General features: G+C 68.9%; 14 protein-coding genes. 3 read left to right on the forward strand and 11 right to left on the reverse strand.

The window, feature by feature from the left end; translation table 11 throughout:
* Window positions 1–30: 30 nt before the first annotated feature.
* Window positions 31–414 (forward strand): Co2+/Mg2+ efflux protein ApaG, encoded by a 384-nt coding sequence (apaG, locus tag ABB34_RS09620; RefSeq protein ID WP_057641108.1) that lies wholly within the window; start codon window positions 31–33, stop codon window positions 412–414.
* Window positions 414–1,400: a symmetrical bis(5'-nucleosyl)-tetraphosphatase gene (locus ABB34_RS09625; RefSeq protein WP_057641109.1), complete on the forward strand. Its 987-nt coding sequence runs from the start codon at window positions 414–416 to the stop codon at window positions 1,398–1,400. The genes apaG and ABB34_RS09625 overlap by 1 nt, the downstream gene beginning before the upstream one ends.
* 62 nt (window positions 1,401–1,462) lie before the next feature.
* Here ABB34_RS09625 and ABB34_RS09630 read toward each other — a convergent pair whose 3' ends face one another.
* The 7 genes from ABB34_RS09630 to ABB34_RS09660 form a co-directional block, all read right to left on the reverse strand.
* Window positions 1,463–2,002: a dihydrofolate reductase gene (locus ABB34_RS09630; RefSeq protein ID WP_275452842.1), complete on the reverse strand. Its 540-nt coding sequence runs from the start codon at window positions 2,000–2,002 to the stop codon at window positions 1,463–1,465.
* Window positions 2,003–2,052: 50 nt separating this feature from the next.
* Entirely contained in the window at window positions 2,053–2,847 is a 795-nt protein-coding gene (locus ABB34_RS09635) for a thymidylate synthase (protein ID WP_057641111.1), read from the reverse strand.
* A gap of 46 nt (window positions 2,848–2,893) precedes the next feature.
* Window positions 2,894–3,799, reverse strand: a complete 906-nt coding sequence (gene lgt / locus ABB34_RS09640; RefSeq protein ID WP_057641112.1) for a prolipoprotein diacylglyceryl transferase — start codon at window positions 3,797–3,799, stop codon at window positions 2,894–2,896.
* A 145-nt stretch (window positions 3,800–3,944) separates the two neighbouring features.
* Window positions 3,945–4,694 carry a TerC family protein gene (locus ABB34_RS09645; RefSeq protein WP_057641113.1) on the reverse strand — a complete coding sequence of 250 codons (750 nt, stop codon included), beginning with the start codon at window positions 4,692–4,694 and terminating at the stop codon, window positions 3,945–3,947.
* 33 nt (window positions 4,695–4,727) lie between these two features.
* Window positions 4,728–5,108, reverse strand: coding sequence for a diacylglycerol kinase (locus ABB34_RS09650; RefSeq protein ID WP_057641114.1), 381 nt, complete (start codon window positions 5,106–5,108; stop codon window positions 4,728–4,730).
* 235 nt (window positions 5,109–5,343) lie between these two features.
* Entirely contained in the window at window positions 5,344–6,618 is a 1,275-nt protein-coding gene (locus ABB34_RS09655; RefSeq protein ID WP_057641115.1) for a sensor histidine kinase, read from the reverse strand.
* 90 nt (window positions 6,619–6,708) lie between these two features.
* Window positions 6,709–7,422, reverse strand: coding sequence for a response regulator transcription factor (locus ABB34_RS09660; RefSeq protein WP_057641116.1), 714 nt, complete (start codon window positions 7,420–7,422; stop codon window positions 6,709–6,711).
* Window positions 7,423–7,560: 138 nt separating this feature from the next.
* On the opposite strand from ABB34_RS09660, the gene ABB34_RS09665 reads away from it, so the two are divergent.
* Window positions 7,561–7,914, forward strand: a complete 354-nt coding sequence (locus ABB34_RS09665; protein ID WP_057641117.1) for a DMT family protein — start codon at window positions 7,561–7,563, stop codon at window positions 7,912–7,914.
* Between the two features lie 61 nt (window positions 7,915–7,975).
* On the opposite strand, the gene ABB34_RS09670 is transcribed toward ABB34_RS09665, so the two are convergent.
* The 4 genes from ABB34_RS09670 to ABB34_RS09685 form a co-directional block, all read right to left on the reverse strand.
* Window positions 7,976–8,911: a DUF6607 family protein gene (locus ABB34_RS09670; protein WP_057641148.1), complete on the reverse strand. Its 936-nt coding sequence runs from the start codon at window positions 8,909–8,911 to the stop codon at window positions 7,976–7,978.
* A 77-nt stretch (window positions 8,912–8,988) separates the two neighbouring features.
* Entirely contained in the window at window positions 8,989–11,172 is a 2,184-nt protein-coding gene (locus tag ABB34_RS09675) for a TonB-dependent hemoglobin/transferrin/lactoferrin family receptor (protein ID WP_057641118.1), read from the reverse strand.
* 152 nt (window positions 11,173–11,324) lie between these two features.
* Window positions 11,325–11,522: a hemin uptake protein HemP gene (hemP, locus tag ABB34_RS09680; protein WP_057641119.1), complete on the reverse strand. Its 198-nt coding sequence runs from the start codon at window positions 11,520–11,522 to the stop codon at window positions 11,325–11,327.
* Between the two features lie 550 nt (window positions 11,523–12,072).
* Window positions 12,073–13,044: a potassium channel beta subunit family protein gene (locus ABB34_RS09685; RefSeq protein ID WP_057641120.1), complete on the reverse strand. Its 972-nt coding sequence runs from the start codon at window positions 13,042–13,044 to the stop codon at window positions 12,073–12,075.
* Window positions 13,045–13,187 lie beyond the last annotated feature (143 nt).

The raw sequence follows: 13,187 nt of genomic DNA on the forward strand, positions 1-13,187 counted from the left end.
TTGCACCCGCTTTTGCTTACACTTGCGCGCATGGACGACTCCCGCCACTACGCGATCGAAGTCGAGGTCACCCCCCGCTTCATCGACGAACATTCCGCGCCCGAGGACGGGCGCTACGCGTTCGCCTACAGCATCCGCATCCTCAACCGCGGCACCGTGGCGGCGCGGCTGATCAACCGCCACTGGCGCATCACCGACGGCCACGGCCGCACCGAGCACGTCGACGGCGAAGGCGTGGTCGGCGAGCAGCCGCGGCTGCGCCCCGGCGAGGAATTCCGCTACACCTCCGGGGTCATGCTCGGCACCGAGCACGGCACCATGCAGGGCCACTACGACATGCAGGCCGACGACGGCACCGAGTTCGCCGCGCCGATCGCCCCGTTCGTGCTGGCCGTTCCCAGGACGCTGCACTGATGGCGACCTGGGCGATCGGCGACCTGCAAGGCTGCTACGACGTCACCCGGCGGCTGCTGGACCGGATCAACTTCGACCCGGCCGTGGACCGGCTGTGGTTCTGCGGCGATCTGGTCAACCGCGGCGGGCAGTCGCTGGAAACCCTGCGGCTGGTGCACTCGCTGCGCGAGCACAGCGTGGTGGTGCTGGGCAACCACGACCTGTCGCTGCTGGCCGTCGGCGCGCGCAGCGAGGAGGAACAGCGCAAGGTCAACCCCGACCTGCAGCGCGTGGTGCTGGCCGAGGACCGAGACGTGCTGCTGGACTGGCTGCGCCTGCAGAAGCTGGTGCACGTGGACCGCGGACTAGGCTGGATGATGTTCCATGCCGGCCTCGCCCCGAAGTGGACCGTGGCTATGGCCGAGAAGCATGCGCGCGAGGTCGAGCAGCAGCTGCACGGCAACGGCTACCGCAAGCTGCTGCGCAACATGTACGGCGACGGCCCCAGCTGGGCGCCGAACCTGGGCGGCTACGAGCGTTCGCGCGCGATCATCAACCTGCTCACCCGCATGCGCTACTGCACCCCGCGCGGCCGCATCGGCATCGAGGACAAGGGCACGCCAGGCACCCAGCAGCAGGGCATGTACCCATGGTTCGAGGTACCGGGCCGGGTCGAGCGCGAACTGAAGATGGTCTGCGGCCACTGGTCGGCGCTGGGCCTGACCATCACCCAGGGCGTGCACGCCATCGATACCGGCGCGGTCTGGGGCGGCAAGCTCACCGCGTTGCAGCTGGACAGCGAGGACCTGCGCGTGGTGCAGGTGCCGGGCCGCGACGTGCCGGCACCGGTGCCCGGCGTGCGCCCGCCGCGCAGGCCACCTACCGAAAATGGCCCGGCAGCGCGCAACGATGCACCCGGCGAGCGCCGCGAACAGCGGCGGCGCCCGCGCCGGCACCGCCCGCACAATGGCGGCAATGGCACGGGAACGCCCACCGAAAAGCCGTAGGTCGGGGCTACGTCCCCGACGCGCTTTACCGGATACGCAAAGCGTCGGGGCGTAGCCCCGACCTACAGTCGCGAGTAGTGGACGAAACGGAACGCGAATGCATGCCGCTCGTCGGCCGCATGCGGCTGGCTGTCCACTTCCCGCCACCGTGCCGGATCGACCTCGGGAAAGTGCGTGTCGGCCTCGACCGCGGCATCCACCCATGTGAGGTACAGATCGGTCGCATGGTCGATCAGCAGGCGATAGACCTCGCCGCCGCCGATCACGCACACCTCCCCTGCGCCTTCATCCGCCGCGATGCGCAACGCCTGGTCGAACGACGCCACCGCGCGCATGCCGTCGAACGGCACCTGTCCGCTTCGGGTAAGTACCAGGTTGGTCCGCCCCGGCAGCGCACGCCCCAGCGATTGCGCGGTCTTGCGCCCCATCAGGATCGGCTTGCCGAGGGTCAGCGCCTTGAAGTGTTTGAAATCGTCCGGCAGGTGCCACGGCATCGCGTTGCCGTGGCCGATGCCGCGGTTGCGGTCCAGCGCGGCGATGAGCGAGAGCCGGGAAGGGGGAGCGGGGAACGGGGAATGAGTGTCCGCCGCAAGCTTCGACACCGCCGCCTCGCCGCACTCCCTGTTCCCTGTTCCCTGTTCCCCGCCCTTCTTCATACCGCCACCGGCGCCTTGATCGCCGGGTACGGGTCGTAGCCGTCGATGCGGATGTCGTCGAAGGTGAAACCGAACAGATCGGTCACCTCCGGGTTCAACCACAGTTTCGGCAAGACGCGCGGTTCGCGCGAAAGCTGTTCGCGGGCCTGTTGGTAATGGTTGGAATACAGGTGCGCGTCGCCCAGCGTGTGCACGAAATCACCCACGCCCAGCCCGGTGGCGCGGGCCACCATGTGCGTGAGCAGCGCGTAGCTGGCGATGTTGAACGGCACGCCGAGGAAGATGTCGCCGCTGCGCTGGTACAGCTGGCAGCTCAACCGGCCGTCGACCACGTAGAACTGGAACAGGCTGTGACACGGCATCAGCGCCATCTGCGGCAGTTCGCCGACGTTCCAGGCGCTGACCAGCAGCCGCCGCGAATCCGGGTTGCGCCTGATCTCCTCGACCAGCCATTGCATCTGGTCGATCTCGTTGCCATCGGGGCCGGTCCAGCGCCGCCACTGCTTGCCGTAGACCGGGCCGAGGTCGCCGTTTTCGTCGGCCCATTCGTCCCAGATGCTGACGCCGTTGTCCTTGAGGTAGGCGATGTTGGTGTCGCCCTTCAGGAACCACAGCAGCTCGTGGATGATCGAGCGCAGGTGCAGCTTCTTGGTGGTGACCAGCGGGAAGCCTTCGTTCAGGTCGAAGCGCATCTGCCAGCCGAACACGCTGCGGGTGCCGGTACCGGTACGGTCGGCCTTCTCCGCGCCGTGTTCGAGCACGTGCGCAAGCAGGTCGAGGTATTGCCTCACTTTTCACCTCCAGCAACGAGCTTGTTTTTCGCCGCCGGCGAAGGCCTCATGCCTTGTCCTCCGTCGGCGGCAGCGGCTGCAGGGTCGGCGCGCGCCGCGACAGCCACAGCAGGGCGATGCCCAGCGCGACCAGCGGCAGGCTCAGCAGCTGGCCGCGGGTGAACCAGCCGAAGGCCAGGTAGACGCCGTTGTCGGGCATGCGCACGAACTCGACGAGGAAGCGGAAGCAGCCGTACAGCAGCGCGAACAGGCCGGACACGGCATAACGGGCACGCGGCTTCATCGAGAACGTCCACAGCACCGCGAACATCACCAGCCCTTCCAGCAGCGCTTCGTACAGCTGCGAAGGATGGCGCGCGTACTGGTCGAGCAGGCCGGCGGCGTAGTCCTGGCGGATCTGCGCAGCCGACATCAGCTGCTCCATCGTCGGCAGCCCGGCCGGCACGTCCTTGAGCGGCGCATGCGGGAACACCACGCCCCAGCCGGCCTGGGTGAACTTGCCCCACAACTCGCCGCCGACGAAGTTTCCGAGGCGGCCGAAGCCCAGCCCCAGCGGCACCAGCGGCGCGACGAAATCGAGGGTGTCGAAGTAATGCAGGCGGTGCTTGCGGGTCCACCACCAGCCGGCGGCCATCACCCCGAGCAGGCCGCCGTGGAAGCTCATGCCGCCCTCCCACACCCGCAGCAGTATCAGCGGGTTGTGCAGGAACTCGGAGGTCGCATAGAACAGCATGTAGCCGATGCGCCCGCCCAGCACCACGCCGAGCATGGCGTAGAACAACAGGTCGGAGAAACCGTTCATGTCCACGCCCGGCAGGCGTCCGGCACGGACGCGGCTGCGCCCCAGCCACCAGGCGGCGGCGAACCCGAGCAGGTACATGATGCCGTACCAGTGCACCTTGATCGGCCCCAGTGAGAAGGCGATGGGGTCGATGTCGTGGAGGTAGATCATGCGTAAGGGCCCGGCGGACAAGCGCCTATTCTCGGGGCAGCGCCCGCGGGGCTCAACCCACGACCGGTACCCGCCATCGAATGCCCGCCACCCGGTCCGGCACCCACGGATGCGGGGAGGGCCGGCATTGCCGGCCCTTCGTCCATCACCAGTCGCCGGCGCCCGGTACCTGGTGCGCCTTGGCACGGCGCCGCATCAGCAGGTTCAGCCACTCCACCAGCACCGAGAAGCCCATCGCCGCGTAGATGTAGGGCTTGGGCACGTGCACGTCCACGCCGTCCAGCACCAGCACCACGCCGACCAGCAGGATGAAGGCCAGCGCCAGCATCTTCACCGTCGGGTTGGCGTCGATGAAGCGGCCCAGCGGGTTGGCCGCCAGCAGCATCATCGCCACCGCCAGCAGGATGGCGCACACCATCACCGGCACGTGGTCGGCGATGCCGACGGCGGTGATCACCGAATCCAGCGAGAACACGATGTCGATCACCGCGATCTGCGCGATCACCATGCCGAACACGGCCGAGGCCTTGGTGGTGGTGGGATCCTCGTCCTCGCCGCCGCTGATCAGCTCGCGGATTTCCTTCACGCCCTTGTAGAGCAGGAACAGCCCACCGAGGATCAGCACCAGGTCGCGGATCGAGATGCCCATGCCGGCCACCGTGAACAGGTTGTTGTCCATGTGCGCCAGGTAAGCCAGCGACACCAGCAGCGCGATGCGGGTGATGCAGGCCACGGCGATGCCCAGGCGCCGCGCCGACGACCGCCGCTCCTCGGGCAGGCGGCTGACCGCGATGGAAATGAACACCAGGTTGTCGATGCCGAGCACGATTTCCAGTGCGCTGAGCGTGAACAGGGTCAACCAGACGTTTGGGTCGGCAAGAAATTCAAGGGACATTCGGAAAATCCTTCAATAGAACCGGGGCTGCATTCAGGACAGGCGGGGCAGCAGGATCAGGCCCCAGCACAGCAGCACGTTCACCATCAGCACGAATACCGCCGCCGAGCCCATGTCCTTGGCGCGGCCGGCCAGCACGTGGAATTCGGGGCCGTAGCGTTCGATCACCGCCTCGATGGCGGAATTGGCCAGCTCCATCGCCATCACCAGCAGCATCGAGCCGACCAGCAGCGCGCGTTCGACCGGGGTCTGCCCCAGCCACAACGCCAGCGGCGCCAGCAGCACGAACAGGTAGACCTCCAGCCGGAACGAGGACTCGTGCCGCCACGCGGCCGCCAGCCCCTGCCAGGACCAGATCGCGGCCTTCACTATCCGCCCCGGCCCGCGTGGCAGGTTGCCTATTTCGTCAGCCATGCGCGCGGCTCCGGGGGGACCGGAAGGGGCGGGAACGGGAGAACACCATGCGGACGACCGTGACGGAGGAGCAACGCGGGATTCTGCCACAGGCGCCCGGCGACCGCCTTGCCACGGCAGCCGCCGGCGTTTCCATGCGTGGATGCGGGGCTTGCGCCGCGCTGGCGGTTTTCCGGCCGGAACCCCATGCGGGGCAAGCCCCACAACTACGGAGGGGCTTGGGTTCCCCGGCCCGTCAGGCGAAGCGCACGGTGGCGGTGGTGCCCCGCTCCGGCTCGCTTTCCAGCTCGATCTTCCAGCCGAAGCGCTCGCACAGCCGGTGCACGATGGGCATGCCCAGCCCGTGGCCCTCGCGGCGCTCCGGCACGGCGCGGAAGAACGGCTCGAAGACCCGCGACAGCGCCTCGGGCGACATGCCGATGCCGGTATCGCGCACCACCAGCCGGTCGGCCTCGACCTCGACCTCGACGTGGCCGGCGTCGGTGTAGTTGCAGGCGTTGCGCAGCAGGTTGCCGACCACCACGTGCAGCACCTGCGGCGGCACCCGCAGCAGGCACGGCGCGTTGATGTGCAGGCGCAGCTCCAGCGGGCGCCCGGCCAGGCCGACCTCGGCGCTGGCCGCCTCGCGGCGCACGACGTCGCCGACGTCGACCCACTCGGACTGCGGCTCGATGTTGGCCTCGCGCGCCAGGATCAGCAGCGCGTCGATCAGCGCCTCCATGTCGCGGCCGGCGCGCTGGATGCGCAGCAGGCTGCGCTGCAGCACCGGGCCGGCTTCCTCGCCGGCATCGATCGCCATTTCGCAGGCCATGCGGATCACGGTCAGCGGCGTGCGCAGCTCGTGGCTGGCGTCACGGGTGAAATTGCGCTCGCGCACCACCTGGTCGCCGATGCGCCCGGCCATGCCGTGCAGCGCCGCGGCCAGTTGCCGCACCTCGCCCTGCACGTCGGCCGGCAGCCGCGCCGGCGCCAGCTCGCTGGCGTCCGGGTAGCGCGGGTCCCATTGCGACACCCGCCGCGCCAGCCACACCAGCGGCGACACCGCGCGGTGCGAGGCGCGGTAGGTCAGCCACGACGCGCCGTAGATCGCCAGCAGCACCAGCAGCACCGGCACCACGCCGAACCAGAACGCCAGCCATTGCGCCTGCGAGCGCAGGAACACCAGGTACAGGCGCCCGGCCGGGGACTGGTCCACCAGCACCAGTTGCCCGGCTTCGCGCAGGTCGTGGAAACCCGGCTGCAGCGCGCGCAGCGGCGGCGGCAGGTTCAGCGGCGAGCCGCCGGTTTCGAGCAGGTAGCCGCGCAGGTGGCGGGTATTGGGCGGCGGCTGCGCCGGCGAGGCCGCGTGCAGCTCCCAGTAATGCGCGGCCTCTTCCTGCAGGACCGTGTTGACCAGCCCGAACTTGACCACCAGCAGCACCAGGTAGCCGCCCAGCAGCGCCGCGAGGCTGGCCAGCAGCGTCTGCAGCAGAAACGCGGTCCTGATCTTGCGTGGCAAGCCGTGCAGCATTACAGCCTTCCCCCTTGTCGCGCACGGCCGGAGCCACTACCGCAGCGGCCATGTCCGCCCGCGTCGCGCCCTGCCCTGCCCATTGCGGCATCAGCCCATCGGCTGGGCGATGTCGGCAACGCGGTAGCCGGCGCTCTGCACGGTGTGCAGCAGCGGCCGGTCGAACGGCTTGTCGATGATCTTGCGCAGGTTGTAGAGGTGGCTGCGCAGGGTGTCCGAGTCGGGCAGGCCATTGCCCCAGATCTCGCGCTCGATCTCCTGCCGGGTCACCACCCGCGGCGACTCGCGCATCAGGATGGTCAGCAGGCGCAGGCCAATGGGCGAGAGCTGCAGCTCGATGCCGGCGCGGGTGGCGCGCATGCTCACCGGGTCCAGCACCAGGTCGGCCACCTTCAGCACCTCGGCACCCACCTGGCGGCGTTCGCGGCGGATCAGCGCGCGCAGGCGCGCTTCCAGCTCCTGTATCGCGAACGGCTTGGTCAGGTAGTCGTCGGCGCCGCAGCCCAGCCCGGTGAGCTTGTCGTCGAGGGTGTCGCGCGCGGTCAGCATCAGCACCGGCGTGGACTTGCGCGCCTCGCTGCGCAGGCGGCGGCAGACCTCCAGGCCGTCCAGCCGCGGCAGCATCAGGTCCAGCACGATCACGTCGTAGCTGTTCTCGGCGGCCAGCCGGTAGCCGTCCAGGCCATCGACCGCGTAGTCCACCTCGAAGCCACGCCCTTCCAGGTACTCGCCGATCATCTCGGAGATGTTGCGGTTGTCCTCGATGACCAGCACCAGTCCGGACGATTCCTTGGTCTGTCGCATGCAGCCTCCCAATTCTTCAGCTTTGTGAAGGATGCCGGCCGGCAGGTGCACCGGATGTGAAGAAACCCTGTCGTGGCCGGCGGCCGGAAACGCCACCGCGCCGCCCTATGCTATGCGCCCCTTCCGCCGGAACCGGACATGGCCGCCGCGCCTTTCACCACCTACCTGTATCCCGTGCTGTTGCTGGTGGCCAGCAACGTGTTCATGACCATTGCCTGGTACGGGCACCTGAAGTTCCGCGCCGCGCCGCTGGCGCTGGTGGTGCTGGTCAGCTGGGGCATCGCCTTCTTCGAGTACTGCCTGCAGGTGCCGGGCAACCGGCTCGGCGCGGCGGTCTATTCGGCGCCGCAGCTCAAGGGCATGCAGGAGGTCATCACCCTGCTGGTGTTCGCCGGGTTCTCGGCCAGCTACCTCGGGCAGCCGCTGAAATGGAACCACTGGGCCGCGTTCGCGCTGATCGCGCTGGCGGCGCTGCTGATGTTCAAGGAGTGAAACCACGGCCACGCCGCCGGAGCCGGGCGCTGCCCGGCCCGCGACGGCGTGGCTGCGGTGCTCAGCCTTCGCCGGGCGCCTTCTCGACATGGGCGGCGAACACCGCGTCGATCTGCTGGTCGGCCACCTTCCCGCCGGCCTGCACCTCGTCGGCCTGGGTGAACAACGGGATGATCATCGCCATGCCGTCGACCTTGGTCTTCAGGTGCACGCCCGGCGCCTGGCCGAGGAAAGCGTCCCAGTGCCGGCGCACCTTCGCCCAGTAGCCGGCGGTGGCGTTCCAGTAGTCGCGGGCCGGGGTGAAGTCCACGTCGGTGCTGCGCACGTAGTCGTTGAAACCGAACTCGCGCGCGATTTCCTGCTGCGTGCCGTCGGCGTTGCGCTGCACCTTGGTATTGAACTGCTCGTGGGTCCAGCCCTCGGGCGTGAGCGTGTGCCGGTTGACCATTGCCAGCGCGTTGTAGTCGCTGCGGCGGGTGTATTCGCGGCGCGGCAGCGGGCGCCAGCCCGGGTCGCTGGTCCAGCTCGGCACGCCGTTGTCGTAGCTCCACCTGCCGGTGCCGCAGTAGCGCGGGGCGTCGCTGACCTCGTACACGCACTGGGTCCACGCGCCCTGGTTGATCGCGGCGGGAATGGCGCGCACCTGCCAGATCTGGTCGGCGCTGAATTCGAAGCGATTCGGCGCCTGGTAGGTCCAGCCCTGGCGCCAGTGCTTGGTGACGTGGCCGCTCTTCGGGTCCACCAGCAGGTGCTGCAGCACGACGCGGGTCGGCGTGTCCTCGACCACCACCACCAGCTCGTTGCCGCCGCTGCGCATCGCCGGGGCACGCTCGTAGCCAGGCTTGAGCAGCACGGTTTCGTCGAAGGCGAAGTCCACGGCGTACTCGCCCTGCATGCGCAGGATGGTGTCGTGGTCGCGGGCGATGTCGGCGGGCGCGGCGCTGGCGGCACCGGTGGCGGCGCACAACAGCAGCAGGCTGGCGTGATGCGGTTTCATCGTGGGTTCCTTGTTCATGCGGGAAGAAGGCCGTCCGTGGCCGATGATGCTCCAACGGAGAGAGAAGCGGCAGGCGCTTACCAGGCCACCGACAGGCTGGCCGACAGCGTGCGCCCGGGGTTGCTGTAGCGGTCGAGCACGATGCTGGACGCGGCCAGGGTCGAGGCCAGGCTGGACCAGTCGATGTAGGCGCGGTCGGCGAGGTTGAACACGCCGACGTTGACCGTGGCGCCCGGGGCGAACGTCCAGTGCGCCATCAGGTCGAGCACGCCGTAGCCGGCCGGGCGCCAGGCGCTGTCGCTGGCGACCCGGTCCTTGCGGCGGGCGAAGGTGCCGGCCAGTTCCACGCCCCAGTCGTCGCGGTCGTACATCAGCCCGAGCGTGCCGCGCAGTGGGTCCACCGAATCCAGCGGCAGGTCCTCGGTGCGGTTCTGGCCGCGCGACCATGCCGCCGCACCGCGCAGCGACCAGCCGGCCAGCGCCGGAGTCAGCTCACCGAAATCGACGCCGGCCTTCAGCTCGGCGCCGTGGATGCGGGCGTCGGCGATGTTCTGCGACTGGAACACCATCAGCCCCTGCGCATTGATGCCGACGTAGCGCTGCGACTCGATGAAGTCGCGGTAGTCGTTCCAGTAGCCGCTCAGGCTGACGTAGGCGGCCGGCGCCAGGTAGCGCAGGCCCAGCTCCAGGCCATTGCTGGTTTCCGGCTTGAGGTCCGGGTTGGGGATGGCGGTGTAGCCGAACATCACGTTGGTGAAGCCGAGATTGACGTCGTTGTACGGCGGCGAGCGGAAGCCGTGCGCATAGCCGGCGAACAGCGACCACTGCTCGTCGAAGCGCCACACCATGCCCAGCTTCGGCGACACGCTGGTCTTGCGCAGCGAGGCGAGCACGACGCCGGGGTTGTCCTCGCTGAAGATCGCGTCGGCCTCGGGCGCGAGCCGGTAGTGGTCCACGCGCACGCCCGGCACCAGCGACACGCGGCCGCTTGCGAAGCGCATTTCGTCCTGCGCGTACAGGCCCAGCTCGGTGGTCTTGCTGATCGGGAAATCGCGCACCGGGAAGACGTCGGGCAGGACCGTGCTGCTGGTGCTGCCATCGGCCAGCACCTGGTAGCCGTCGCGCTTCTGGCGGGTTTCGGTCCATGCGCCGTCGAAGCCCCAGGTCAGCGCATGCTCGACCGCGCCCGTGGCCAGGCCCTTGTCGAACTGCGCCTGCGCGCCATGCACGCGCTGGTCGAAGTTGAACTCGCGATGGCGGCGGCTGCCGTTGGCGCGCGCCTCGTTGGTGACCTGCGTGGTCTCGCTGTCCTGCCGGTACAGCTGCCAGCGCAGGCTGTCGGCGAACGCGGCGTCCAGCGCGTCCATCTCGTGGGCGAAGGACACGCGGGCGCGGGTCTGCTTGTCGTGTGCGGCCATGCCGGTGGTGGTGGCGTGGTCGATCGCCGAATACACGTCGGTATCGGTGATGTCCTCGTTGCCCTCCACGGTCAGGCGGAAGCGCTGGCCCTCGTCCGGCGCGTACACCAGCTTGGACAGCACGCTGCGGCCGTCGCGGTCCTGCGGGTTCGGCGCGGTGCGGGTGTTGTCGAGGCTGCGCACCTCGCCCTTGTTGCCGGTTTCCTGCCCCTGCCGGTGGTTGGCGTTGACCATGCCGCTCCAGCGCTCGCCGCCGAAGGCGACGGTCGCCCCGCCCAGCAGGCCCTGCCAGTCGCCGTCGTAGCCGAACTTCAGGCCGACGTGGCTGCCCTTGCCGTCCTTCAGGTAGTCGGCCGGGTCCTTGGTGACGAAGGCGACCACGCCGCCGAGCGCGTCGGAGCCGTACAGCGAGCTGGCCGGGCCGCGCACGATCTCCACGCGCTTGAGCGTCTCCAGGTCGGTGAAGTTGCGGTTGGCGCTGGCGAAGCTGCCGATGTCGAAGCTCTTGGGCATGGCGATGCCGTCGGTCTGGATCAGCACGCGGTTGCCGTCCAGCCCGCGGATGCGGAAGCCGCCGAGGCCGAAGCGCGCCGCGCTGCGGGTCACCGAGATGCCCGGCTCGTAGCGGACCATGTCGTGGATGTCCTGCGCCAGCTGCCGGTCCAGCTGCTCACGGTCGATCACGTCGACGGTGGCGGCGACGTCGCTGACCGCGCGCTCGGTGCGGGTGGCGGTGACCTGCACGCGGTCGAAGTCGCGGGGTTCGGCCGGTGCCGCGGTTTCGGCATGGGCAGGGGACAGCACCACCCACAGGGCGGCGCTCAGAATGGTGGGACGGATCATGGGGACCTGGAATCGATGGGCGAACAAGACCCTTGGCGAAGCTGCCGGGTTGCGAATGCAACCCGACCGCTGCCAAGGGGGGAGAGAACGTGCGATTCAGGCAGGCTGGGCGCGGCGAGGGCGCGCCGGCTGGCGGCGAATGCGGCCGGGAATTACTTGGTGAGGATCAGCTTGTCGTTGCTGGTGTGGCGCAGGCGGTAGAACTTGTCGCCATGCTGGATGACGATCTCGCGCTGGCCCTTGAGCAGGGCGCCGCTGTCGATCACCTCTTCGGCCGGCATCAACCGGACCGGGCGTTGCGGCAGGTGGAGCGTGCGGTTGCGGAACAGGGTGGCGGGCTGTGCGGACATCGGGGTGATTCCGTGCTGGGTGACGAGTTGATGATAATCATTCTCGTTCGCGTTGCAAGGATTTTTTGGAGATTTTTTTGAAGTCCGGTGCGTGCAGGGAGGCGGGTGTCGGCCAATGACCATGCAGGTACCGGGCTTGCCCGGTACAGGGCTTTACCGGGAACGCCTCATGCGGGGCAAGCCCCGCATCTACGAAGTCCGTGTTCCATTGAGTTCCATTCGCCGGCCCATCACCGGTCGCCGCCCGACCAACGGTCGGGCATCACCGGGAATGGCGATGGGTGTGGGAGCGGCCTCCACCTGCTCAACCAAAAGCAGCCGTAGGTCGGGGTTACATCCCCGACGCCCGGGACGTTCAAGCACAAGCCCGTGTCGGGGAAAGACACGCTGGCTGCAGGTCGGGGCTACGTCCCCGACGCCCGGGACATTCGAGCGCAAGTCCGCGTCGGGGAAAGACACGCTGGCCGTAGGTCGGGGTTACATCCCCGACGCCCGGGACATTCGAGCGCAAGTCCGCGTCGGGGACATGGCCCCGACCTACACCCGGCGATCAGGCGAAGACCGCCTCGATCCGCTGCCAGCCGGCCTCGTCCACGCGCGCGGCCACGTCCAGCGCGCGCAGGTTTTCCTCCAGCTGCGACACCCGGCTGGCGCCGAGGATCACGCTGGACACGTGCGGGTTGCGCAGGCACCAGGCGATGGCCAGCTGCGCCGGCGATTCGCCCATCTCCGCGGCCAGCGCGGTGAACGCGCGCACCTTGCCCAGCCGGTCCTGCGCCGGTTCGCCCAGCACCGCGGCCTGCAACCAGTCCAGCGAGGACTGCGCCAGCCGGGTATCGGCGCCGATGCCGTCGTTGTACTTGCCGGTCAACAGCCCCGAGGCCAGCGGCGACCAGATGGTGGTGCCCAGCCCGGCGTCGGCATACAGCGGCGCGTATTCCTGCTCCACCCGCTGCCGGTGCAGCAGGTTGTACTGCGGCTGCTCCATCGTTGGCGCGTACAGGCCGTTGGCGCGGGCGAAAACCACCGCCTCGGCGATCTGCGCCGCCGACCATTCCGAGGTGCCCCAGTACAGCACCTTGCCCTGCCGGACCAGCAGGTCCATCGCCTGCACGGTCTCGGCGATCGGCGTGTCCGGGTCGGGGCGGTGGCAGTAGTACAGGTCCAGGTAATCCACGCGCAGGCGCTTGAGCGCGTCGTGGCAGGCGTCGCGCACGTGCTTGCGCGACAGCCCGCGCCGGGTCGGCGCCGGGTTCTCGACCGCGCCGAAGAACACCTTGCTGGACACGCAGTAGCCGTCGCGCGGCAGCCGCAGGTCGGCGATCACGTCGCCCATCACCTGCTCGGCGCGGCCATGCGCGTAGACCTCGGCGTTGTCGAAGAAGTTGACGCCGTTGTCCCAGGCCGCGGCGACCAGGTTGCGCGCCTCGTCGCGGGCGACCTGCCCGCCGAAGGTGACCCAGGCGCCGAAGGACAGCGCGGAAAGCTGCAGGCCGGACGACCCGAGGCGACGGTAGTGCATGGCTGGCTCCTGAAAGGGTACGGCCCGCGCGGCAGGCGCGGACGGGCCGCCAGTGTAACTGCCGCCACCGGGTGGTTTGCCGCCACGGACCTTGCCGATGGCGGCGCGATCGCCGCAATTGGCGCCACGGTGACCGGTAATTC

The organism is Stenotrophomonas daejeonensis, from assembly GCF_001431505.1.
GTDB lineage: Bacteria > Pseudomonadota > Gammaproteobacteria > Xanthomonadales > Xanthomonadaceae > Stenotrophomonas > Stenotrophomonas daejeonensis.